Raw genomic sequence first — 25,913 nt, 5'->3', positions numbered from 1 at the left:
ATGTTTTTTTGTCTATCTTATTTTTCGTCGTATTGATCAACTTTATATTGTGTCACATCAACGTAGTCCATATCTGTTAGCGGAACATTTTTCGCAATTGCTTGAACACGTTCATCATCTTTTGCTGCTTTCATGACATGGATTTTCTCTTGAATACGCGCCATTTCTTCACGATCAAGTTTGTAGAATTTCATCAAGAATAATGAAAGACATAAAACTCCTGCTGGAATTAACGTCATAAGTGTAATCAATGCCATTTTCAAATCATTAGAAAATGCCGTTTCAACCGTTGGAAATTCTTTTCCAAAGCCAATACCTGCAAGGACAAAACCAACTACCATAGGAGCAAATGAAGAAGCAATTGAGTCAGTCAATGAGAAGATTGTTCCAATCATACCAGAAAGATAGCGACCTGATACAGATGTTTCATAGTCTGTAATATCAGCACCCATTGTTAAAACTAAACCAGAAGGGGCAGTTGAGGCGTAGCGAGCGATAATGTAAACGACAAAGAAAGCAATCGTGTACAAATTCCATCCTGCTAAATCAAGCATTCCTGGTTTAGCTGAGAAAAGAAGAACCGCCAAAGCTACCAAGCCAACAATACCGAGCTGAAGAGCTGTAACATATGCAAAACGTAAGCCTTTACGACGAGCCAACTGAGCAGCTCCTACTGTCACAAGAATACCAGGTAGGATTAGTAGCATTGACATTTTTCCAGAAAGTGCATAATCTCCAAAAACAATACCATAGAGCATGACACCAACAACTGAGTCACCAAATAATTGTGCTACAAATTTTACAAAAGCTGCTGAAATAGACAGAACTTGAAGTGGTTTGTTTCCTTTAATAACTTTCCAATAATCACGTAATTTCGTTTCCTGTGTTTTTTCACCAAGACCAAAATACTGTTTATTGTCTTTTTCCCAAATACCAATAATAGCTAAAACACCAAGCACAGCAGAAATTACAACAACACCAATGAAAAGTTCTTGGAAAAATCCTGGTGTGAAACCGCCATGTTTAGGAACCAGTGTTCCTGATACGACCACTTGACTTCCTGTCATAAGAACAGTTGTTGCAATACCATCAACGATATTAAAAATTGGACGTTGTTTTGGATCATTAGTAAGTGCTACCTGACCAGCTTTTGTAATTGTTTGTTGGAGTGAATAACCAATTTTATGGATAATCATCACGAGAACAAAAAGCGGTAAACGTACACTCTCACTAACACCACCTAATCCCAACATCATAAAAAGCGAGCTGGCTGTGATAATATTACCTAAAACAAGAATTGGGCGATATTTCCCAAAAGCTGTTTCTGTTTTATCAATGATAACACCAATTGTTGGATCAATAAAACCATCAAAAATACGAATATAGCCCATTAATTGACTAACAAATATCGCAGCCAGACCAAGGACACCTGTTGACAAATAAGTCACAAATGTAAAAGCAACTAAATAAATGTTAGTTGAGGAATTATTCATAGCAAATAAAATAATTTGCCATAATTTTGCACGATTATACGTTACGTCTTCTGTACGTTTTTCCAATGATTTTTCCATTTTGGAAACCTCCATAAAAATTAGTATCTGAACACTTCTTGTGTAAGCGTTTTATTTACATTCTCATTCTACAATACATCAGATGACTTGTCAACGTTTTTTTCCATTTTAAGCTATTTTTTCTAAAATTAGTCTGATGAACATCAAATTAATCAGACAACTCCCTTCATTTAACACTACAAATCAAAAAAGCAGCCTTGCGACTGCCTCTTGAAACTACTTCTTAAACACTTTCACCGTTGTCCCTACGTCAATCTGGCTGGAGACCTCTATATCCAGGTTCAACTGTTCTAGTACTTGCTTGGTCATGTAGAGTCCCAATCCTGAAGCTTTTTGGTGTTCATGCCCGTTATAGCCTGTGAAACCTTCGTCAAAAAGGCGGGGCAAATCTTCTGGTAAGATACCGATTCCCTGGTCTGCTATTGTGACACTATTTTCTGTTAAAGTAATCGTTATTTTTCCACCTGCGGTACTATATTTAATAGCATTGTCTAAGATTTGTGACAGGGCAAACGTCAGCCACTTTTTATCTGTTTTTAAAAACCACTCACCTGTCAGATCAACGGATAACTGTTTATGCAAAAAGAGAATGCGATATTTTTTGATTAACTCTTTGACCAACGCACTAACGGAAACGTGTTCAAAGCGAAAATCATCTTGCTTATCACTAAATTTAAGATAGGTCAAAAGTGTTTCTAAATAGCGTTCTAGGCGCAAAACTTGCTGATTAACATCATCTGGATTCAATTGTTTTGTCTGAGCCATCAGAGAAATAGCTGACAAGGGAACCTTCATCTGATGGGCCCACATTTTGATTAAATCTTGTTGACGCAAAGATTGACTATTAACCTTGAAAACCTCTTGCCTCGCTTTCTCATCACGCGCATATAAGGCCTTCTGATAGGCATCGTCAAGCGGACTTGAAAGCTCTGCTATTTCTTCCAAATCCCTAAAATCTCTTAAAAGCCTCATCTGGTGATGAAAGCGAAAAAAATGCCACAAACTAAGAGGAAGAAAAACCGCTAAGTTAAAGAGAATAGCCATTCCAAAGTAGGCGATGGGAAAGTGATACAAGATAAAAGAACCTAAAAAACCAGCTAATAGCAGTAAAATCAAGACATACCAAAGCCCATACTGCCTAAAATAATGTTTCATCATTTGAGTAAATACCCAACCCCTCTTACCGTATGAATATGGTCAAACCCAAGCCCAGCCACTTTCTTCCGCAGGCGTGTCATATTGACATTTAGCGTATTCTGGTCAATAAACTCATCACTCTCCCACAGCTTCTCCAAAATCGTCTCCTTACTCACCACTTCTTCTTTATAGGAAAATAGCAAAGCTAGGATTTTGTTTTCCGTGGGCGACAGCTGGATTTGTTCAGTCGAACTAGAGAGGACACCGTCACGGCTGAGCGTAAAACCATTGAACGTCAATTCTTCACTGGTAAATTGATGCGAACGCCGTAAAAAAGCCCCAATTTTAGCATCCAAAAGACTAATCGAGAAGGGCTTAGCGATATAATCATCACCCCCCATGTCTAGAGCCATAACCATATTCATCTCATCATTACTCGATGATATAAAAATAATAGGGACAGTTGATGTCTTTCTAATCTCCGTTGTCCAGTAAAAGCCATTAAAATAAGGAAGTGTAATATCCACCAAAATCAGGTCTGGCTTAACCTCTTCAATCTCCTGCTTAACCGCACGAAAATTTGACACACTAAACACCTCATACTGTTGTCCCAAATGCCCTTTCAGTAACGACACAATAGTCTCATCATCTTCAACAATAAAAATTTTATCTTTTTTCATTTTTCAAGCCCTTTTAAGAACACTAACATAACTATCTGAAAATATTGTAGTCGTTTTTAGATGATAAATCAAGAAAGCACCTGCTAATTTTAGAACAGGTGCTTCTTATGATTATCTTTCAACTAATTTATAATAAGTTCTGCTAGTGATTTTGTAAATACCATAATAGAGGATACCAATGATGAGCATGGTAACCCCAGCCACTAGGTAAACTAAATTACTGCTAGCAACCCCAAAGAAAAGAAGCATTTGTTTTAACATCGGAATAGCCACTACATAATGCAGCGCCGCAATTCCCAATGGCATAAAGAAAACTAAAATAGTTTGAGAAGAAATGGTTTTCTTAACATCCTCTTTTGACATTCCAACTTCTTGGAGAATCTTATAAGATTTCTTATCTTCCTGACCTTCTGAATATTGTTTATAGTAAATAATCAAAGCTGCACCAAGTAGGAATGATAGACCTAGAACCACACCTGTAAAGAGCATACCACCAAACAAGGTGTAACCTTCATCAAGAGCATCCTGTCTAAATTGAATATCACCAATACCATTTCCAGCATCATCAACAATACCAACACCACTAGCCAAGTTTAGTTTCTCAGCCTCTTCTTTCGTTAAATCGAGATGAGCCGTGTAGGTATTTGGTGGAAAAGTCACCGCAGAATCCATAATCTCCTTAAAGGAGGTTTTTAACCTTGAAGCTACTTCTTCATTGGCAACGACCATCACTGCTCCATTATAGATATAATAAACTTCTGGGATAAGAGCTGTTTTATAATTTTTAACGACATCAAATTGATTACCTAACAAGTTCATGGTCTTGTAATGACTGTTTCCTTGTTGTTTAAAGAAGGCAACTTGATTAGCAGACAAGTTAGGAACATCATTACCTAATTTTTTAAAATCATCTTGGGTAACGACAAAAACAAATCCTGTTTCAGCGCCTTTTTGCATCATTTCTTCTATGTTTGCATAGGAGATACGGTCACGATTTTCTAGTGGAAAACTAATGAGGGAGGATGTGTAACCAACCACTTTTTTCTTAGAATCCAATTTACTCAAAACATATTTATCCAGTAATGCCTGACCTTCATCTGAAAAGCCATCTACAGTCAATGAAATCTTGGCTGAATTAGGAAATATTTTGTTGGTTTGTGTTTGCGTATTGGCATAAAGCGCAGCTGTTGTCCCAATTGAAACAAAGGCCATAACTGACAAGAGGGTGATACTTGCAAGTCCTGCAGCGTTAGCCTTCATGCGGAAAATCATCTGACTAGTCGTGATAAAGTGCTTCGGTTGATAGAAATAGCCTTTATTGCTCCGCTTTTTCTTCAAATACCAAGCCATAAAGCTAATATAGAAAAGATAAGTCCCTAAAATGACTAGCACCACCGCTACAAAGAAGTAGAGAATAACCAAGAGAGCTGACAAATCCTTAGAATAAATCGAAATCCCGTAGCCTGCACCAATAAAGAGAACGCTGAGAAAAGCTAGAAGCATATTACCACGCGGTTCTTTTTCACCCTGCTCACTACTTTTGAACAAGCTGAGCGGAGAGGTTTTACCAATACGACGCAAACCAACTAGCATAAGAATAAAGAAGATTCCCGCAAAAAGCAACGCATTTAGGACAAACGCCAATGGCGACAAGGTCAAAATCAACTTATCATAATTGATGATATTAACAAAAATCAGATAAAGAAAATTGGCAAAAATCCCAGAGAAAATTGACCCTAAAATCACTAGAATGAGGAAAATAATCCCTAATTCGAGAGTTGATACCCAGCCCACCTGACGCTTATTCATCCCTAAAATATTATAAAGTCCAAATTCTTTACTTCGCTGTTTAAGGAGAATATTATAGCTGTAAATCTCCATCGCAATAGACAAAATGGTTAGCACCACCACACCTAGAGGTAAGATAATAGCAGCCGTATCCATTCTTTCTCTCATCGGACTAGTCATGATAAGCAAAATGGAACACGTCAGACTATAAAGGACAAAACTTGCCAAGAGAAACGGAGCATAGGCCTTTTTCGATGACTTGATGTTATTCCAAGCCAGTTTTAAATAAAACATATTATTCACCTCCTAAAAGAGCTGACATGGCAAGCGAAATCTCACGGTTAAAATCTGTTGAGGTCTTATCACCACGATAAAGCTGGTGGAAAATACGACCGTCTTTGATAAAGAGAACACGTTTGGCATGACTAGCCGCATTGGCAGAGTGAGTTACCATCAAAATGGTTTGACCTGTTTCGTTGATTCCTTCAAAAAGCTTCAATAAATCTTCTGAGTTTTTATAATCCAAAGCAGCGGTTGGTTCATCTGCCAATAAAAGCTGAGGTTGCGTAATAAGCGCACGCGCAATGGCCACGCGTTGCTTTTGACCACCAGAAAGTTCAAAGGGACGTTTATTCAAAAGCGTGTCAATTCTTAAACTGCTGGCCAATCCCTGCAGGCGCATCTCCATCTCCTTATAAGATTTTTTATCCAGTACAAGTGGCAAGAAAATGTTGTCTTTAATAGATAAAGTATCTAAAAGGTTAAAATCTTGGAAGACAAACCCTAGATTTTTCAGACGATAACTAGCAAGTTTACTTTCCTTGATTTTGGTAATGTCCTCACCATTTAAAATAACCTGCCCCTTACTAGGTTTATCAAGAGTCGCTAGGATGTTGAGCAAGGTTGTCTTACCAGAACCAGACTCACCCATAATGGCAATAAATTCACCTTTTTCAACCTTAAAATCCACATCTTGAAGAGCGCGTGTTTCTTCCTTTGAAAAACGTGTACGATAAACTTTTTCTAAATGATTGATTTGTAAAAACATAATACGATTCCTTCCTTACTATCCATACTTGATAACTTCGAGTCATACTTTCACTATTACTATATCAGAAAGTTCTCACTTCCTGCATCTTTCAGCCCTGCATTTTTTCCTAAAACAAGCGGTGCAGACTGACACGACGACCAAACCTAAAATCATAATACTATAACCTAATTTATTCATTTCACTCACTTCCATTTCTTGATGACCACAATTCCTAACAGAATCACTCCTGCCAAAATAGCTAAGCCTAAAAGACTTCCACCGTAAAATTCAAAAGTTCCTTTAATCGCTTCTAGTGACATCGCTCTCTTCCTTTCTTTTGATATTTTTATTTTATCGGAAAATAGCAGAGCTAATCTTACAATAACGTGCTTAAACCTTACAAAATTGTAAGACTTTGATATAATGGAGAAAATCTTAGAAATGAACAAGAGGAAACAACATGGCCAAAAAAATCGGAAAATTACTCGGTGCTGTCGGAAATCTTTTAGCCATTCCAGACGCTATTGATGCTGTCAAGCACGTCACAGACAAAGCAACACCAATCATTGAAAAAGAATTAGACCGCAGACACGAACATAAAAAATCACTCATCCAACTAGATGATGTTCAACATGTTCCACTCGATTATGCACAGAAACTCTTAGAGAATCGTGGTTTTACCGTTTTACCCATCTTAGCCAAAGCCCATCCGAAATACGCCAACGAACGACCTCTAGAAGTCGTTGCCATGCACCCACGTGCTGGAAATTATAAGCCTGAAACCTTAGTCAAATTGTATTTTGTTAACGAAGACATTATTAACCAGAGTAACGAACTCAAAAAGACAACCACAGATAACCTTGCAAATCTTCAAAAAAACTTAGCAAAACCACTTGATACCCTCAAAAAAGTCAAACTCCCACTTGGTAAGAAAAAATAAAAAAACACCTAGACCCGTATCATCATAATTGAGGTCTAGGTGTTTTTATCATTTATAGACTGTGGTAACTAACTTTATCATCACTACATATAGCACCATCCAAATGTATCATCAAGTACTAATCTACCTGAATATATCGACGCGCTCCTGAATAAGACAGATAGGAAATCCACTGTTTTCCTTCTGCAATCAAAACTTTATCATAATTCACCTTTTCTCCCTTATCGTAAGTGGCAAGAGTTGGACTAGCTGATTTTGCCTCAGCTTTAATCGGTGAGGAGTTTTGGAAAATGTAGACACCACTAGCAGGAAGAGTAATCTTCACAGTAGGCGAGGTTGGTTGAGGAGTTTGAGTCACTTTATTTACTGGCGACTTTTGATGTTTCAAAGCTTCAATAGCAATATAACGTCGATTTCCTTTATATGACAAGTAAGATAGCCATCTAAAACCATCAGCCTCTACAAGCTTATCATAATGGACAGAGTCACCAGCATCATAGTGAGCTAATTCAGGACTTGAGAGTTTCGCTTCAGCTCGAATAATAGATGTCTTGGTGAATTGATACGTACCACTCTTAGCCAAACTTGAATGACTTACTGGTGTCACATGGGATACGGATGGCGTTTTAACTACAGTTGATGCTGACAAGTCTTTGAAATGAATAAAACCATCTACTTTACTAATAGGAATTGTTCGTTTGTGATATCGATGAGTATAGTCATAATTATATTCTTCAATGGTCACGTAATCACCTGATACTTCCGCTACCCAAGCAACATGACAACTGCGCCACCATGCCACTGAACCTACTGCTGGCTTATTGTCAACAACATATCCCTCACGTCGTGCACGCGTTCCCCACTGATCCGCATTTCCATAAGCACCAGGAATTATAAAACCATTGACCGAAGATAAGCGATGAGCTACAAATGATACGCACTCTCTATTCCAAAGTCTCCAAGGATCAATGAGACTATCCGGAGCTGCATTTTTAAGATAGACAGGATAATCATCTCCCAAATGTGCAAAACTCAAAGTTGGTAAGTCATTGGACTTTTTCATTTTCGGAACTTCTACCACTGATTCAACGACCTTTTGAGGCACTGCTTCTTTCTTAGGCGCCACAACTTGCGGAGTTTCCTTCTTAGCTTCAGGTACAGTCACTTTAGGTTCTGTAACAACTGCTTTTTCTACTTTTTGTTCAGAAGTCTCCGAACTAGCCGCATCAACGATTTCCTTTCTCGGCTGATCCACCTTGGTGTTTTTTAAACTTTCAGCTATTGCTTTTGCGATCGCCCTTTCTAAAGAAGCCATATCCCAAGATGATTCCTGTGTTTCAAGTTGCGTTGTCACCTCAGGTACAGTTGAGACTTCCTCTGCCAAAGCAGAGCCAGTCACCAAAAACATCCCTAAAAGAACTGACGCAGCTCCCATACCACACTTACGAATTGAAAAATGTTGAACAGTTTGCATACCTTTTTGCATTCATTAACTCCTTGTAAACTTAATCTTTCAGGCCTGTACCTAATTATTCGCAAGGAGGAAAAAAAGTTGAAAGAAATCAAAAATAATATTTTAAAAAAATAAACTACAAAGCTATAGTAACTTTGAAGCCTATTTTGTTTATTTACAATTTTACACTATAAAATTAATTATCAGTATTAAACACAGTGTAAATGTAGTGACATAGTATAAATTTGAAACAGTAAATCTCTAAACTATCAAAATCTTATCACATTTTTCTTAGTGAGATTAGTTGTAGCATTTAATTTGACAATTGGTAATTAATAAATACCATAATTCATCTACAATAAGTTACCTCAATAACTTTTCTACTCCAGACGATAAATTTTATTATTATCTGCATCACGATAAATAAGAATAAACTTATTACCATATTCATTATCCAAATCTCTAGTTGTCAGCACATATTTAACATTCAATTCATCAAGTTGATTAACATTTAGTTGAATGCTCAACACATCTGGAAATGGATTTGCCATAGTAGTAGCTTCATCAGTTAAAACATATTTCATATGACTATATCTATTCCATTGATTTTCCATACTACCTTTGCTATCAATCATTTTCATCAATTGCAAATCTGGATAGAAACGAATACCATCTAAACTTTTAGCGCCAAACATTTCGAGATAATTATACAACATTGTTGAATCCGATATCCAAAGAGCAGATGGATCTTCTTGAACTAACTCAGCGACTTCAACAGATAATTTTTTATCTTCAATGGCTTCTAGCCCATGAACAACTGGATTAACTGTCATACCACTAATTAAAGTAAGTCCTAAAATACTAGCCACGAGCCACTTTTTCCATCTAAAAGCCATAGCAAAATAGCTGAATAAGATGATTCCTAAAAGAATAAGTAAGATAAACCTTCCAGAATAGTTACGATAAAATTCCTCAGTCAAGATACGATAAACCATGAATCCTGTAAACGGAACAGCTGCTACAATAACTTTCCAATAATCCTGCGGTTTCTTATCCCAAATATACGCAATAGCCCAAATTGATGCATACACAGAAATGACTGCCAATGCCTGCCAAGCACGTGAACTTGTTACAAATGATAGTAAAGTAACTTTTGCAAGTAACACAGGTACATGACCGATGATAGCATAGGTTGCTAATAATATTGATAAAATAACTAACCCAAGTCCTAAACTATTTGACTTGAAGTCTTTTTTCTTTATCACAAATGGTAATAAGAAACTCACAAAACCTAGCAAATGATATGAACTGGATAATTCAACTTGATTACTTGCAAACGGTGTTCTATACGGCAGGATAGCATTTAATAAAAAGTCACTTATTACAGTTAATGATAATTCACCACCAGTAGACACACGACTTCCTGGATATACTGTATTTAAAGTCGTTTTAATCGCATCCCAACTATCTATAATCGTAATTCCAACAACTGTAAAAGAAAGACCTAATGTACAACTTATCATTAAAATATCAAATTTATTGATAAGTCTCTGTCGGATAGCGTTGATAAACTCAATCAGAGTAAATAATAAAATGAGATAAGCAAAAGGTACTTGAAATGCTGGATAGATAACTAAAATATAGCCAATAATTCCAGAAGCTAGGAGTGCCGCTAAACCAATTTTTGCCCATTTTGATTTTACTTTGAAATAGTGATGCATACTAACCATGATTAATAAACTAAAGAATACAACATCACCTAAGTGTTGCATAAACCACCATTGAACAACTGGTGTAAAAGTAATCCAAAAACTACCAACTAGCGATAAGTATTTTTTCCCTTTAGTTAATATCATAGCAAACTCAAATGCTAATAAGAGCATACCAATGACTTTAACACACCAATACCAAGATAAGCCTCTTGAAGCACCTAAAAATAAGAAGCCCCAATTAAACGGTTTTCCAATAAGAGAAATATGATTCACTGGAGCATTATAGGCAACAACCATATTTTGTCCCGAAGTGGCATATGATGGATTAACTAATTGAAATCCTGTACTAGATTGAGAAAGATAAAATGGTGTTTGAACCAACCATTCATCCGATCTAATCCCTCTAGGAACACCAATAATTGTCCCATCTTCTTTTTCTCTAGGAATCCAGTAACTACCTATCTCTAAAATATTTGTCGCACTATCAAGACTTGTTGCTTGTTCTCGTTTTCCAGAAATAGTCTCAGTGAGCCCAAAATTATTCCAAAATCCAATTGAACTTCCATTTAAATCTAGACTAATACCTAGCAAGCAAATCATTACCGCTATAATATATCTAAATTTAATAATATTATTGATTAATCGTTTCATTCATTGTCTCCAAAAATAAAACAGAAAAAATCAATTAGGATTTCTTCTGTTTGATGATCAAACTGTTACTTCTTATCTAGTAAGTTTTCATAATACTCATAAATCTTCAACTCATATTGCATACGATTTTGTCTTACAATCGTATCTAAAATAAATCCAGCAACAAAAGATAAGGCAGCTAAAATCATGAGACCAGTCGCTAAAATAGCTGATGGCATCTTAGCAATAAAACCAGTTTGCGTAAATTCACTAATAACTGGAACACCAGCAAACAAGCCTAAAATAAAGAAGATAGCTGAGCAAATACTAAAGAACAGTAATGGCTTATAATCTTTAAATAAGTTAAAAATCATTCGCAATACTTTAAAACCATCAGAGAAAGTATTGAGTTTTGATTCACTCCCCTCAGGACGGTCCTGATAGGTGATTGGCACTTCAACCAATTTAAAGCGTTTATCTAAGGAATGGATAGACAATTCAGTTTCAATTTCAAATCCTGGTGATAACACTGGGAAATTTTTAACGAAGAGACGATTAAACCCTCGATAACCTGTCATGATATCTTCATATTGGCCTTTATAAAGTTTATTTACAAGAAATTTCACAAGGTTATTTCCGAAACCATGGAAACCTCGTTTGTTTTCTTCTGCGTAAGTCCCATTCGATAAACGATCTCCGATAGTCATATCCGCCATACCAGAACGAAGAGGCTCCAAGAGTTTTTCTACCTCATCAGCTGGATAAGTATCGTCTGCATCAACCATAATATAATAATCCGCTTCAATTTCACGAAACATCGAACGCACAACATTCCCTTTCCCTTGGCGAGGCTCAAAACGCACAATTGCTCCTGCTGCTCTTGCTAACTCATTCGTTCTGTCTTTTGAATTATTGTCATACACATAAATATCAGCTTCTGGAAGAACGCGCTGAAAATCTTTAATAACTTTTTGAATAGTTACTTCCTCATTGTAGGCAGGAAGTAAGACTGCGATTTTTTCGGACATGTTATTTTACCTTCCCTCTGGCACTTGCTGATTAGCAGCAAAATATTTTTCAATTTGTTTTACAATTTCTTCTTTTTCATCATCTTTTAAAAATTCAATTCGATTATCTTTTGTTATCAAATAGTCATTCTCTGAATTGAACACATATTCAAAGTCACTAGCTGCCGCTTCAGAAAAAAGACTACTTCCTAAAAAATAATTTGGCGAACTAATATCAATAAAATCTAAAATGGTAGGAGCTAAGTTTAGTGAGTTTCTACCATTGACATCGACTACTGCAGGTTTAACTTTTTTACTGTAGATAAAGAAAGGAACTTGATCCAAACTTCCATGAGATCTACTTTCAAAAACATCTTGATAACTGTCATCTACGTACGTGCCATGGTCTGTTGTAAATACTAAAATAGTATTATCAGAGACCGAACTATTTACAAATTTATTAAAAAATTCTCCAAATTGATAGTCTAAATCATAATATTTATTTAATGTTGCATTTTTTCCATCACCAAACTTTTTATCTACCGAATCCATAGATATATGCGTTCCAAAGGTATACATCGAAATGAAAAATGGCTTTTTTTTCTCAAATTTATCTTGAGCTTCATCTAATAATAATTGATACATTTGTTTATCTGAAACTGTATCAGAAAGTCCTTTTCTACCATCTTCTAGTGTTGATATATTATCAAAACCAAGTGAGTTCAAATACTTTGTAAATGTCTTATTACTTGGCTCTGAATTAATAAAAGTCGTTGAATAGCCCTCATTTTTAAGAATACTTTCGATTGAAATAAGATTATTCGAATCGTAGTTATCAAATTGATATCCCGAGTATAATTGTCCAATTAATCCACGATATGTTGCAAAGGTATGGTTATAATAATTAGTAAAATTGATAGACTCCTGCTGTACCTTTTTTATTTTAGGCATAATATTCTGTTTATGGTCAATAATTCCTTGTGACAAACCTTCTGTAAATATAAGAATAATATTAGGTTTATCATTAATAGTTGTTGATTTCTCGATAACATCAGCCACCTCTGGCTTAAAAAATTCTTTTGTCACATCAGGTAAACTTGCAATTTGTTTTGCAATACGATAATTTTCTAACTTTTCCTGATAAAGATTATAGAAGTTAAAATAAGGTGACGTTCTATTTTCAATAGGCATGCCAGAAATTAATGAAATTTCATTAATAAATAGTAATAGTAAAGCTATAGAAGTGTATCTTTTGGGAATTTCAAGCTTTTTAATTGGTAATAGCGATATAGCGATAATCCCAATTGCCCCAATAGAGTATACCCAAATTTTTCCAGATAGAGCTGCAAGAGAATCAATATTGGAAAGCATAACAGATGATAAATAGGTACCACCAAAAACATAAATCCCTTGCTCAATATTGAATAAAAATATTAGAATAGCATTTAAAAAATTTCCAAAGACATTATATTTTACAATAACTACGTTGGAAATTAAAAAAATAATCACCAGTTCTAAGATATTAACCCAAAATAACATCATATTCTCAGAACTCATTAGTACAAGTACAGATAAAATAATTGATATGGTATATTTGAGAACAATACTTATATCAAGATATCTCTCAGCTATCGTTTCTTTTAATGGTATTCTTTTTACTCGACGACTAGCCATTTTTGATTTTTAAAATTCCTTTCTTGATAATGTATTTAATAGCACTTCCAGGACCTCTGTAAATATATTTCAAAGCTCCTTTTATACCACCTATTTGGTCAAAATTGATATAGGTATTTGGAACATTATCCGCACGGATATTTAGCACTTTATTGTCAACAAAAGGAGAGATATAGCGTTCGTGCTTTGAAATCACATAGTCATAGTGATTTGCCCATGCAAGATAAACCAGAATGCGTTCAATCGAATGTAAAATAGTATGTTGAGGTAAAGGCTCCGCAGGAATTTCCTCATCTGTGAGTCCTAAATCAAATAAAGGTTTTAGAGCATCGTATTTGAACCAAATAAAGGTTCCATAAGACATGATGAAGGTATCAAACGTTTCAAAATCAATACTTCTTGCCAAGCCCATTCGTTTCCACAAGTCATTCATATCCGCTGCAAAACGATATTCATTCCAAGGTTCCACAATCTTAGTATAACGGAAAAAACTTGGGATATCTGCAATAGCAAGACCTAGCTTCTCTCTACGATCAAATGCAGCTAATAAATGGTTTGCTGACTGAATCAACATTTGATTTAATTCTGCTCGCCAAGAATCACCTACCCAATAAGGGTATTCTGGAGATTTCTTCGTATGGAAATGTCCAATATAATCGTACTGGGATAGGGCATCTTTTAATTTCAACATTGGAATAATATCGCGTCCCTTAGCACCAGTCACTATGATAGTAGCAGTTTTGCCACGCTTTTCTAGAATTTCTTTAATTTGTTCTTCTTTTTCAGCCGTATTCGTTGTCAAATACAAATCATAATCAAAGGCAAATGCTTCAAAATTTGTCAAAAACTCATCCAATAAATCAACATAGAAAGTATGTAAATGAACCGCAACCTTCTTCGTAGTTACCGCTATTTCTCCTGTTGCTTTTCCATCAATCACTTTGCGATCAATCAAATAAGCTGGAGTTGGTAGACTAATATCCGACATATGTTCTTCAATCAGTTGAACTGGATAATTCGTTTTCTCCTCAATTGTACGAAGAGTGTACGGAGATAAATGTTGTGTTAAATCAAAGGTTTTCACCTTGATAAACGGTACCTGTTGATCCAAAAGCACATGGGGATAATGAATCGTAAAATTCGAATGAAAATACTGGTCAGCTATGGGGACTGTGTTTAGCACAGAGTTATAACGAAAACCAGCTTCTACAAAGAGTTTTGTATACTTGGTTTCGTACTCATCAATAACCTTTTGAACATCTGTATGAGCTACGACAGTTTGCCAGAAGTTCTCGAAAACATCAGACTGAACAATTGATTGTTTAAAGGACATGAAGTAAGACTGTAGATGTTCATCAATATAGATGTGCCCTGCATCAATCGCTCGATGATTTGTCATACCCCAAAAATCGGTAGCCACATCTGATTCATAGCGATCATAAAGTGGCGTCAAGTCCCACAATGGTCCAAAACAAGTATCGTTCATGGCTGTAACAGAATCGTAGTCTTTCAAGTTCTCAAATCCGACCAATTTCATTCCATCTTGCCAAGCAGCAAAATCATATCCAATATTTTCACGTTGGATAAATTCATCAATCAGCCCCTCTTGACGAAGCTTCTTCACTTCCACTTCACTCAATAGGCTGTTTGAAATGAATACAACCTTCGCAAACAAGGAACGAATATGCTCTAGTTGGTAATGGACATGTCCACTAATCACCTCATTTTTATTAAAATGAACATATAGAAGTAGTCGTTTCATTTATTTCTCCTAAAGAAGTTAATAATCTTAGTCGGAATGGTCCAACGTCGTGACGTAATCACACGCTCATATTCCGTTGTTATATGGCTAATCTGATGTTCTTTTTCTGCAATTGTCACCTCAAGTCCTACGTTACTTTCCTTGAGCTGTTCGATATATGCATTCTGATTAGCCGAAATCGTCTGTAGTTGATCAACAAGTATATTCAAACGACTGATTTCCTGATCGCGCTTAAATTGCTCTAAATCCGATTGTTTGTCTTTTTCAATAAGCATGTTGACGAGACGCGAAACATCATAGTCTGGATATTTTTTCAGATAGTTTAGTTGTGTCTGACAAATTCCAGCTACTCGTTTTTCAAATTTTTCATAGGTAATCGGTTTAGAATCTGAACCGATATTCATTCGATAGACCGTTGTACTATCTTCCAACGTTGATAATTTGGTTCTTTTAAATAATTCCAGTTGTAAATCAAAAGTATCATCCGCTGCATTTTCAGCAAGAGCATCTGTCACTTCTAACATTAACTGACGTTCAACCAACCAGGTAGATGCCATTGTCATCAATTTGTAGACCAATAGATGTTCATAAGAATCCGCTAATGGTAAAATCCCATTTTTGAAAACATCCTTCTGTAGCAAGGTTCCATCTTCAGCAATCATATCAAACTCAGAATTAGCCCAGAGAGAATCTTCTCTACTCTCTAATAGCTCTACCTGCTTTTGCAATTTCAAAGAATCCGTCCAAAAATCATCTCCATCACAACGAGCAATATACTCCCCTCTTGCTTCCTTGACAATTTTTTTCCAAGTCTTTGCGATTCCAAAGTTAGACTCGTTATAAAATACACGGATAAGCTCTGGATACTTCTTTTCATACTGTTCTAAAATTTCTCGAGAACAATCCGTTGAGGCATCATCTATCAAGATAATTTCATAAGGAAAAGTTGTTTCTTGCTGAATAAAACTATCAATAGCTTGTCCAATCCACTGATCTTTATTGTAATTCGTGCAAATAATAGAAACTTTCATAGTCTACCTACTCAGATTTTAAAATATTCCAACTTCCATTCCGCTTTAAGATTCCTGTTGCAGAGTCTTTAGCAGACTCATCACTAGTATCCAAATCATCACGATTGAGAACAATAATCGGTGTCTCATAGACTGGTAAGAAAGCTAGAACTTGGTTTCGTTCATCACGGATGGTCATTTCTAATTTCAACTTAACATCGTTCAGTGGCGTTAATAAGCAACTATAATCTATAGCGTAGTGCCCCTTACCATCTGTCATACGATCCATCGTGTTGTCGTTATACATCCAAATGTTCCGATCAATGTCTGTCAATGAAATCGCAACATAAGTTTTAATATCTTCAAAAACATCGTATGTTACCTTGAACTGAACAGGTATATCTGGAGTGGTACGATTTGGCGACAGGAGCTCCATTTTAAGATTGTCTACTAAAATTCGGTTACTGATGTCTTCTGTATGAGTTTCACTAACAACTTGATTCGTATTATCAAAACTATATTGATTCGCTACATCTCGTGGGTTCCCTGAAGCCTTAATGAGACCATCCTCAATCAAAATAGCCTTATTACAATATTTCTTCACCGCTCCCATGTCATGAGTTACAAGAATGGTAGTCTTACCACTCTTCTTACGTTCCATGAAATAGTCATTACACTTCCGTTGAAATGCTTCATCTCCGACAGCCAACACCTCATCCAGGATTAATACATCTCCTTGCGCTTTAATGGCTACCGAAAAGGCTAGACGAACTTGCATCCCACTAGAATAATTCTTAAGTTTTTGATTCATGAATTCTTCTAGCTCTGCAAACTCAACAATATCGTCATACATGGCATCAACTTCTTCTGTTGTAAAACCTAGCATGGCACCGTTCATATAGACATTTTCTCGTCCTGTCAATTCTGGATTGAAACCAACGCCCAATTCAATAAAGGAAACCATTTTCCCATTAACGGTTACTTTTCCTTTTTCAGGAACGTAAATTTGAGAAATAATTTTTAGAAGCGTTGATTTTCCTGACCCATTTCGACCAAGAATACCAAAGAAGTCCCCTTCTTCCACTTCAAAATTAATATCCTTTAAAACATGCTGTTCTTTGTATCCCTTGATACCTTTAAAATAATTAACCATACTAGTGCGCAGGCTCTGTGTACTTTCTGTCGGTAATTTAAAATATTTTGAAACGTGTTCAACTTTTACTGCAATATTTTTTGTCATTAAAGAATCTCCGCAAATTTCTTAGCACTTTTTTGGAAAATAGCATAACCTATTCCAAAAATTAAAATTGGTAAGATATAGGGCACTATAGCAATTGCTTTATTTTCAATCAAATCCCAGCCTCGTAAACTTCCTGAAAATACAATGAAGTGACGTAAATCTTGAATAATCTGCGCTAAAGGATTCAGCATCATTACTTTCGCAATGGCAACTTGACCTTTTTGTAAAATAAACGTCAGAGAGTAAATGATAGGTGTGCCGTACATTCCAGCCTGCATAACAACTTCCCAAATCGGACCGATATCCCGATATTTCACAAAAAGTGTTGCTAAAATAAACGCAATGCCCGTTGTCATTAAGAAGAGTTCAACAAATAGTGGGAAAATCACCAACCAACCTAAAGACACATTTACTCCATTTATGACGGCAAAGATAAAAACAACTAGAAGATTAATAGCATAGTTAATGGTTGCACCTACGACTGATGAGATGACAATAATTTCTTTAGAAAAATTTAACTTGCGAAGCAAATCTCCCCTTGAAACAATTGACATCATCCCCATATTAGTTGCCTCAGAAAAAAAGTTCCAAGTTACCATACCTATTAATAAACCAATTGCATAATGAGGTGTTCCATCATCAAAACGTAAAAATCGAACAAATACTAAATACATGATAGTAAAAAGCATCATTGGCTTTAAAATAGACCATAAATGTCCTATAAAACTTCCTTGATAACGAAGCTTAAAATCCGTTTTTATCATTTCTCGGAGAAGAATTCGATTCTCCTTAGCAAATATATTCATATCTATAATCAAATAGGGATACAGCCGTCACAGTTGACTCAGTGTTCCCTTCATTCAGTTAGGTTACTAACTGAACTTTCCTTTCATTATTTTTTTGTCTGATATTCCTTTTTATAGGCAAATTTTGTCATCAGCAAGGTCCTAAATACAATCGTATGGAATGTCCGATTTTTTCTAAAACCATAATTTTTCAAAATAGCCATTCGTTCAAAAAATCCGTACTCTTGTAAGGAGATGAATTTCTCAATCAGGTCTTTCTGCTCTGCTGATATATCCATATTAAGCAAATGCTTCGCCTGTCGTTGACTATCTATGATAAGCTGCCAATACTTACTAAATAGCAAATGTGGACGCATCCATTTATAAAGACGCTTTGACCAAGTCCTTGCTCCAAGCACGTTATTGTCATGCTGACGGTAAAGCTCTGTTGGCTGATCGATATAAATGAGCTTTCCGAAAGCTGTTGCTAAAAGAGCTAAGTACCAATCATGCATGAGTAAATTATCTGTAGCAGTCCAACGTTCTGCTAGGGCATGATTAATCATAGCAGTCCCACCAGTCACCGTATTTTCAGTCAATTCTTGAAGCAACTCTGTATTAGCATGGTGTGATTGGCTACGAATCATACTGTCATTTATGACTTCCAACTGTTGGTTGACCACTTTTAAGTCAGTATAGACCATCAGAGGATCCGTTTGGGCGTGATTTCGCGCCTCTGCGAGTGTCAACGCCATCTTTTCAGGCAACCAAATATCATCCTGATCACTAAAAAAATAATAGTCTGCTTTCTCATGTTTGAGCAAGGTGAAAAAGGACTTAATGACGCCGAGATTTGTTGTTTCATCAGGATTTATGAAGCTAATACGGTCATCTTGCTCCACAAATTGCTGAATAATCTCTCGTGTTCTATCAGATGAGCCATCATCACGTATCAAGAGTTTCCAATCGGTAAACGTCTGTTGTTGAATACTTTCAATCTGTTCAGCTAAAAACCGCTCACCATTGTAGGTAGCCATCAGAATATTAACTTTCATTCAAAAACAACTCCTCGTACTCTCCTACAATTTTTTCCCAACTGTAATGGTCAGCCATCCGTTTTTTAGCCGCATTTCCTAAGTCTGAAAAATCACTTGCCTGATCAACCTGATTAATCAGCTCTGATAGATTTCCTGCATATTTTTTCCAGTACAAAGCGGTGCTCTCAGCCACAGAACGGTTAAAATCAACATCTAATACTAAATTAAGTTCTGTATGTGCTAGCGCTTCGAGAAGACCAGGATTTGTCCCACCAACTTCGTGGCCGTGAATATAGGCCTGGGCATGAGCACGAATATAATTCAAAAGCTCCCTGTCATATACCGTCCCCACGAATTTAACACGTGGGTCTTTATCAAAGCCAGTCACGTCACGTAATCTTTCAAAATAGGGATTTCCTTCTTGATTACAAATAATGATTAAATCACGTTTGGTTTTGGACACCATGAACTCACGAATGGCTGTTTCGTAATTATTTTCAGGGACAAAACGCCCAACTATTAGGTAATACCCTTTTTCTCTGCTCTGCCATTTTCCAAAAAACTCACGAACCAACTGACTATTTTCCGTCAAGCTAGACAGCGCCAAGTCAGTCCCATAGGCAATAAAGCGTGTGTTAGACCAAGGATAGGAGCGTTTAATATAATTTTCAATCCCTTCATTATCAGAAATCACAAGGTCAGCATGCTTAGTCATCATCTTTTCAGATAATTTCAAGTACATTTGAACTGGACGAGACCACTTACTTCTCTTCCATTCTAAACCATCAGGATTAATAAAAAGCTTTCCCTTTAAGCGTCGAATCTTTCTTACCAGTGGAGCTATGAAAGCCCCTATTGTGTTGCCCAGTACATAAAAAATGGGCTCTTGAATCCTATCTTTCTCAATCAATTGCAGAGCGTAATTGATCGCTTGAATATCGTAAGCGATAACCCTAGCTGGACCAAGTTTTGGTGGGTTAATCGTAAAACAATCTGCTCCATACATGTCAAAATGCATTCCTTGTTCTTGATTACTCAGACAAGCAACGTGATATTTTATACCGATAGTCCTTTGATTTTTCACCAGTTCTTCAACGAATGTTTCAAATCCGCCGTATTGAGCTGGTAGACCACGACTTCCTATAATAAAAACGTGTTTCATAAAAGACCTTTCGCTTTAATGTTAATCTTATTCATTATAGCACAATCTCAGAAAATCTGCTCTGTTCAACTTAACATTAAAAATACTAGCACACAAAAAGGGGCTTTGCCCCTACAATTATCTTTGCTCTTGTTTGTAAAACTCTTTTAGAGCTTCTTGCCAAGTTGGAATAACAAACCCTGTTGCCTTAGCTTTATCAAGGTTCATGGTTGAGTTAAGCGGACGTTTTGCCTTAGCTGGGAAGGCTGATGAATCCACTGGAGCCACTTCGACATCGGTATCTTTTAGGATTTCCACAGCAAAATCATACCAAGTCGTATCTTCTTTCGCATCATTTGATAAATGATAATAGCCGAATTCTTTTTGATTTTCAGCCAAATGGCACATAAATTCTGCAAGTGTACGTGTCCAGGTCGGACGACCGTGTTGGTCATTAACAACTGTTAAACGTGAGTGTTGCTTTGCTAAATTTTCCATGGTAAAGACAAAGTTTTTGCCATAGTTACCAAATACCCAAGCTGTACGAATGATATAAAACTTGTCTGCGTACTTTTCAACTGCTTCTTCACCCAAACGTTTGGTACGTCCATATTCTGTCTTAGGATCTGGTTTATCTGTCTCTAACCATTCTTGACCGACAGGTTTCTCGCCATCAAAAACATAGTCTGTTGAGATATACACTAGCGTAGCACCATATTTGGCACAAGCTTTTGCGACATTCTCCGTCCCTGTGACATTGATAGCGTAGTTCAATTCCTTACCTTCGTCTTCTGCTGCATCAACAGCTGTATAGGCAGCACAGTGATAGACCAAGGTTGGTTTCACTTGAGCAAATACCTCGTCAACTTTCTCAGCATTGGTAATATCCATTTCTGCGACATCCACTGCAACGTATTCTTCATTTCTTTCGTCGAGCAAATAGCGGAGCTCTGTTCCAAGTTGTCCATTGGCACCTGTTACTAAAATCATGTGATTCTCCTTAAATATTTTCTTTTATTTGGTCAAAAATAGACGATTGAGATACTCAGTCTCTGTCCTACTAATTTTTTATCGAATGCCTAGGGCAATACGTGCATAGCGACTGAGACGATCCACAGTCCAAGCTGGGTACCAAACGAGTTTGACGTCTACTTTTGTGACTTCTGGAATTGATTTCATCGCATCGTGAATTTGATCTGTAATTAAATCAGCCAAAGGGCACCCCATCGTCGTCAACGTCATATCAATTTCTGTTGCCCCATTTTGTTCAAAACGAATTTCGTAAATCAAGCCAAGATTAACAATATCAATACCAAGCTCTGGATCAATCACTTCTTCTAATCCTTGAAGTATCTTGTCTTTAATGGCTAAAATTTCATCATCGGTATATTTTTTATCTGACATATCATTCTTTCTAGTTGATAAATTGCTATCAACAATTACTAATCAGCTACAGAAATGATTAGCTTCAACACATCATTTGGTCTGAATAACTAAATTTTACTCATCCATAAAATCTTTAAGTTGTTTACTACGGCTTGGGTGGCGTAATTTGCGAAGAGCTTTAGCTTCAATCTGACGAATACGCTCACGAGTAACGTTAAACACTTTACCAACATCTTCAAGTGTGCGCATTTTTCCATCATCAAGTCCAAAACGGAGACGAAGAACGTTTTCTTCACGGTCTGTCAGAGTGTCTAACACTTCATCCAATTGCTCACGCAAAACAACACGAGTTGTGTAATCCACAGGATTTTCAATCACTTCATCTTCGATAAAGTCACCCAAGTGGCTATCATCTTCTTCACCAATCGGTGTTTCAAGTGAGACAGGTTCTTGAGCGATTTTCAAAATTTCACGAACTTTATCAGGTGTCATGTCCATACGCTCTGCAATTTGTTCAGGGGTTGGATCTTGCCCTAATTCTTGTAAAAGGTTACGCTGCTCACGGACCAATTTATTGATGGTTTCCACCATGTGAACAGGGATACGAATGGTTCTCGCTTGGTCTGCAATAGCACGTGTAATGGCCTGACGAATCCACCAAGTTGCGTAAGTAGAGAATTTGAAGCCTTTCTCATAATCAAATTTATCAACGGCTTTCATAAGTCCCATATTACCTTCTTGGATAAGGTCAAGAAATTGCATACCACGTCCAACATAACGTTTAGCAATAGACACCACCAGACGTAAGTTAGCTTCGGCTAGACGCTGTTTAGCCTGTAAATCGCCTGCAGCCACCGCAACGGCTAAGTCTTTTTCTTCATCATTGGTCAAAAGTGGTACTGTACCGATTTCCTTAAGGTACATACGAACAGGGTCATTAACTTTAGCAGAGTTCGAACCAAGAAGTTCTTCATCCGTTAACTCTTCTGGTTGAATTTCTTCAACAACATATTTAGTTGATGGATTACCATCTTTGTCTGTGATAGCAATACCACCGTCTGTCAAACGTTCCAAAAGGTCATCAATTTGATCCGCATCAAGTACAAACGGAATAACGAGTTTTTCAGTTACCTCTTCATCTGTGGCAGTTCCTGCTTTTTTATGATTACGGATAAAATCTGCGACTTGAACGTTAAAAGTAGTATTTGTTTTTTTAGTTGCCATGTATCTTATTCCAACTTTCTTTTTTGGGAAATGAGGGCTTGTAATTCCTCAACAGCGCGGTCAATATCTCCATGGTTACTGGATTCACGGATGGATTTGGCAGTGTGACGAAGTTCTTGTTCCCCTAGGAGACGATAAATCCGTTCTTCTATCTGAACAATCTCTCCCTCAGCAATTTCAGGAGGTAGCACTTCTTCAAGAACACGATAATACGCTCTATTTTCTTCTTCTGACAAAGAAGCCAAGTCCAATGAGCTAATCTCACCAGCTTTCTCTAAGACAAGATAAAGAGTTTGTAACTCTGGTGTATGAAAGAAAAAGTCTGAGCGATTGCGAAATTCATTTAATAAATAAGGGTGATTTAACAACCTATGAAACAATTGATTTTCAGCCTTATTAAGAGCAGATAAAGCTTTACTTAACGGAAGTGTTTTAAGAACTTGTTGCCCTTGATAAGTTTGCTCTTGACGTTGCTTACGGTCAGCCAATCGATGGTTATTGACCGCCTGCTCAACCTGCATATAATCAAAATCTGGCAATAAATCCGCTACTAAATGAATATAGGTATTCTGAGCAGTAATTGATGAAACCTGAGCAATCATCTCAGAAATTTTCTCAACATAAGCGATTTGAGCTTGAAGATTATCAGTGTTTTCTGGTTTCAAATAATAAATCCAAAACTCAGTGGCCGATAAGCGAGACTGTGTCAATAGCTTTGCCAATTCTTCTTCCGAATTTGCTTTCAGGAACTCATCGGGGTCCATTTGATTTGGCATACGAACAATTTCAACAGTCATATCTCGCAAAATTTCTAAAGATTTTGCAATGGCGTTTTGCCCTGCTTTATCACCATCATAAGTCAAAATCACTTTTTTTGTGAATTGTTTCAAATGACGGACATGCTCCGATGTCAGAGCTGTACCCATTGAAGCGACTGCATTGCTTATACCTGCTCGATAGGCCGCAATCACATCCATGAAACCTTCCATCAGATAGAGCTCATGCGTCTTTTTAGCGACAGCTTTTGCCCTATCCATATGATATAATTCGTAAGATTTATTAAAAATAAGCGTCGAACGGGTATTTTTATATTTTGCCTGTCCCTGCTGCTGATCATTTTCTGTCCAAATTCGACCTGAAAATCCTAGAACACGACCACTATCATCTGTCAAAGGAAACATAATCCGATTTTGAAAGGCATCAAAAACACGACCATTTTCAGAAAGGTTAAATAACCCAACCTGCATGAGAGTATCTTCATCATACTTTTTAGACATCGCTTGATAGAGGTAATCAGGCTCAGACGGCGAAAGACCAATATTAAAATACACAATCAACTCATCAGTAAGCCCACGGTCATAGAGATATTGTTTAGCCTCTTGACCTTGTGTTGTGGTCATCAAAACAGCATGATAGAACTTACTAGCATCCTGATTGAGAGAAAATAATTTCTGATGAGGATGTGACTGTGTTTGTTCAACCCGAGGTTGGCTAACAGAGACATTAATACCAACCCTATCCGCTAAAATCTGAACACTTTCCATAAAGGTAATTTGTCGATAGTCTTCTAGAAATTTGAAAACATCTCCAGATTTACCACAACCAAAGCAATGATAGAATTGCTTATCCTCAATAACATTAAATGAGGGGGTCTTTTCTTTGTGGAAGGGGCACAGCCCTAAAAAATGCCTACCAGCCTTTGTCAAAGCCACAACTTCGCCAATAACATCAACGATATTGACACTGTTTTTGATGTCGAGAATCTGTTCTTTGCTTACTGCCAAATCAACACCTCCACACAAAAATCCCATTTTAGTTTTATATTTCATTATATCACTAAAGCTAACAGGTGTAAAATGAAAAAATCAAGTCATTTTCCTTGCCTTTCAAATTTCTTATATATATACTATATGAGTATTAAAAATTCTGAAAGGAAACTCTTTATCTCATGATTAAAGATTTGAAAAACTTCTTGTTCCGCGGGAACATTATTGACCTTGCTGTTGCTGTTATTATCGGTGGTGCTTTCGGTGCAATCATCACTTCACTTGTTAGTGACATCATCACTCCTCTTATCCTTAACCCAGCTTTAAAAGCTGCAAACGTTCAAAACATCACTGAACTTGCTTGGAACGGTGTGAAATATGGTAACTTCCTTGGTGCTGTTATCAACTTCCTTATCATTGGAACATCTCTTTTCTTCGTAGTTAAAGCTGCTGAAAAAGCAACTGCTCTTACTAAGAAAGCTGAAGAAGAAGCTGCTGAAGTTGCTGGTCCAACTCAAGAAGAACTTCTTGCAGAAATCCGTGACCTTCTTAAAAAATAATCTCTATAAAGCACTTTTTCGGAAGTGCTTTTTTTGTTGCTCCGACCTGCATCTTTTTCATGTTACTTCTACCTTTTAATGTAATATATATTCCTTTTGTCACCAGGCATAAGTCAACATTCTTATTCCAATTGATATTCTTGGTTTTTTCGTTATTTGTTGTATAAATACAAATTTCAAGCAAACTTTATCTCCATTGTTTTTTAATTGTGAAAATCAATATCTATGATTCGGCAATATCATAAACAATTTTGCTAAATTCCCAAACTAACTTCCACCGTCTGTTAAAGTGGAAGTTAATCTGATAAAACCTCTAACAACCAGTGGAAATCCGTGTCAGGGTAAGTTCCACTGGTTTTTATAATGGTTGATTTTATTGC

At 36.5% G+C, this 25,913-nt stretch carries 21 protein-coding genes; 2 read left to right on the top strand and 19 right to left on the bottom strand.

Features of this window, described 5'->3' with window-relative positions:
• Positions 1-17: 17 nt before the first annotated feature.
• From EAF07_RS00110 to EAF07_RS00090, 5 genes are all read right to left on the bottom strand, one after another.
• A complete protein-coding gene (locus tag EAF07_RS00110) occupies positions 18-1,571 on the bottom strand; it encodes an MFS transporter (protein ID WP_121834274.1) in 1,554 nt (517 codons plus the stop codon).
• 216 nt (positions 1,572-1,787) lie between these two features.
• A complete protein-coding gene (locus EAF07_RS00105; RefSeq protein WP_121834273.1) occupies positions 1,788-2,729 on the bottom strand; it encodes a sensor histidine kinase in 942 nt (313 codons plus the stop codon).
• A complete protein-coding gene (locus EAF07_RS00100; RefSeq protein WP_121834272.1) occupies positions 2,726-3,388 on the bottom strand; it encodes a response regulator transcription factor in 663 nt (220 codons plus the stop codon). The genes EAF07_RS00105 and EAF07_RS00100 overlap by 4 nt, the downstream gene beginning before the upstream one ends.
• Before the next feature lie 111 nt (positions 3,389-3,499).
• Positions 3,500-5,470 carry an FtsX-like permease family protein gene (locus EAF07_RS00095; protein WP_121834271.1) on the bottom strand — a complete coding sequence of 657 codons (1,971 nt, stop codon included), beginning with the start codon at positions 5,468-5,470 and terminating at the stop codon, positions 3,500-3,502.
• A gap of 1 nt (position 5,471) precedes the next feature.
• Complete coding sequence (locus EAF07_RS00090; protein WP_121834270.1) at positions 5,472-6,224, bottom strand: ABC transporter ATP-binding protein; 753 nt, start codon at positions 6,222-6,224, stop codon at positions 5,472-5,474.
• Between the two features lie 442 nt (positions 6,225-6,666).
• On the opposite strand from EAF07_RS00090, the gene EAF07_RS00085 reads away from it, so the two are divergent.
• Positions 6,667-7,146: a hypothetical protein gene (locus EAF07_RS00085; protein ID WP_121834269.1), complete on the top strand. Its 480-nt coding sequence runs from the start codon at positions 6,667-6,669 to the stop codon at positions 7,144-7,146.
• Positions 7,147-7,264: 118 nt separating this feature from the next.
• Here the strand turns inward: EAF07_RS00085 and EAF07_RS00080 are convergent, their stop codons facing one another.
• The 14 genes from EAF07_RS00080 to dnaG form a co-directional block, all read right to left on the bottom strand.
• Positions 7,265-8,632: an SH3 domain-containing protein gene (locus EAF07_RS00080; protein ID WP_121834268.1), complete on the bottom strand. Its 1,368-nt coding sequence runs from the start codon at positions 8,630-8,632 to the stop codon at positions 7,265-7,267.
• Between the two features lie 347 nt (positions 8,633-8,979).
• On the bottom strand, positions 8,980-10,962 hold the full coding sequence (locus tag EAF07_RS00075; RefSeq protein WP_121834267.1) for a DUF7657 domain-containing protein: 1,983 nt from the start codon (positions 10,960-10,962) through the stop codon (positions 8,980-8,982).
• A gap of 65 nt (positions 10,963-11,027) precedes the next feature.
• Positions 11,028-11,969: a glycosyltransferase family 2 protein gene (locus EAF07_RS00070; RefSeq protein WP_121834266.1), complete on the bottom strand. Its 942-nt coding sequence runs from the start codon at positions 11,967-11,969 to the stop codon at positions 11,028-11,030.
• A 6-nt stretch (positions 11,970-11,975) separates the two neighbouring features.
• Positions 11,976-13,622: an LTA synthase family protein gene (locus EAF07_RS00065; protein WP_121834265.1), complete on the bottom strand. Its 1,647-nt coding sequence runs from the start codon at positions 13,620-13,622 to the stop codon at positions 11,976-11,978.
• A complete protein-coding gene (locus EAF07_RS00060) occupies positions 13,615-15,384 on the bottom strand; it encodes a rhamnan synthesis F family protein (protein WP_121834264.1) in 1,770 nt (589 codons plus the stop codon). Before EAF07_RS00060 ends, EAF07_RS00065 begins: the two co-directional genes overlap by 8 nt.
• The gene (locus EAF07_RS00055; RefSeq protein ID WP_121834263.1) at positions 15,381-16,415 is read right to left on the bottom strand and encodes a glycosyltransferase family 2 protein; all 1,035 of its coding nucleotides are present in this window, start codon (positions 16,413-16,415) and stop codon (positions 15,381-15,383) included. The genes EAF07_RS00060 and EAF07_RS00055 overlap by 4 nt, the downstream gene beginning before the upstream one ends.
• Before the next feature lie 7 nt (positions 16,416-16,422).
• Positions 16,423-17,634: an ATP-binding cassette domain-containing protein gene (locus EAF07_RS00050; RefSeq protein WP_121834262.1), complete on the bottom strand. Its 1,212-nt coding sequence runs from the start codon at positions 17,632-17,634 to the stop codon at positions 16,423-16,425.
• Positions 17,634-18,440 (bottom strand): ABC transporter permease, encoded by an 807-nt coding sequence (locus tag EAF07_RS00045; RefSeq protein ID WP_121834533.1) that lies wholly within the window; start codon positions 18,438-18,440, stop codon positions 17,634-17,636. Before EAF07_RS00045 ends, EAF07_RS00050 begins: the two co-directional genes overlap by 1 nt.
• An 86-nt stretch (positions 18,441-18,526) precedes the next feature.
• Positions 18,527-19,474, bottom strand: a complete 948-nt coding sequence (locus EAF07_RS00040) for a glycosyltransferase family 2 protein (RefSeq protein ID WP_121834261.1) — start codon at positions 19,472-19,474, stop codon at positions 18,527-18,529.
• Positions 19,464-20,618 carry a beta 1-4 rhamnosyltransferase Cps2T gene (gene cps2T / locus EAF07_RS00035; RefSeq protein ID WP_121834260.1) on the bottom strand — a complete coding sequence of 385 codons (1,155 nt, stop codon included), beginning with the start codon at positions 20,616-20,618 and terminating at the stop codon, positions 19,464-19,466. The genes EAF07_RS00040 and cps2T overlap by 11 nt, the downstream gene beginning before the upstream one ends.
• A 117-nt stretch (positions 20,619-20,735) precedes the next feature.
• On the bottom strand, positions 20,736-21,587 hold the full coding sequence (gene rfbD, locus EAF07_RS00030) for a dTDP-4-dehydrorhamnose reductase (RefSeq protein ID WP_121834259.1): 852 nt from the start codon (positions 21,585-21,587) through the stop codon (positions 20,736-20,738).
• A gap of 78 nt (positions 21,588-21,665) precedes the next feature.
• Positions 21,666-22,001: a metal-sulfur cluster assembly factor gene (locus EAF07_RS00025; RefSeq protein WP_121834258.1), complete on the bottom strand. Its 336-nt coding sequence runs from the start codon at positions 21,999-22,001 to the stop codon at positions 21,666-21,668.
• A gap of 96 nt (positions 22,002-22,097) precedes the next feature.
• Positions 22,098-23,207 (bottom strand): RNA polymerase sigma factor RpoD, encoded by a 1,110-nt coding sequence (gene rpoD, locus EAF07_RS00020; RefSeq protein WP_121834257.1) that lies wholly within the window; start codon positions 23,205-23,207, stop codon positions 22,098-22,100.
• Between the two features lie 5 nt (positions 23,208-23,212).
• Entirely contained in the window at positions 23,213-25,018 is a 1,806-nt protein-coding gene (gene dnaG / locus EAF07_RS00015) for a DNA primase (protein WP_245962666.1), read from the bottom strand.
• 137 nt (positions 25,019-25,155) lie between these two features.
• Here dnaG and mscL point away from each other — a divergent pair, with 137 nt between their 5' ends.
• On the top strand, positions 25,156-25,533 hold the full coding sequence (mscL, locus tag EAF07_RS00010; RefSeq protein WP_121834255.1) for a large conductance mechanosensitive channel protein MscL: 378 nt from the start codon (positions 25,156-25,158) through the stop codon (positions 25,531-25,533).
• The last annotated feature ends 380 nt before the right edge of the window (positions 25,534-25,913 follow it).

This window comes from Streptococcus hillyeri (assembly GCF_003686955.1).
In the GTDB taxonomy this organism is placed as follows: Bacteria; Bacillota; Bacilli; order Lactobacillales; family Streptococcaceae; genus Streptococcus; species Streptococcus hillyeri.
The sequence above is the reverse complement of the archived record's forward strand: the minus strand, read 5'-3'. Positions and strand labels throughout refer to the sequence as shown.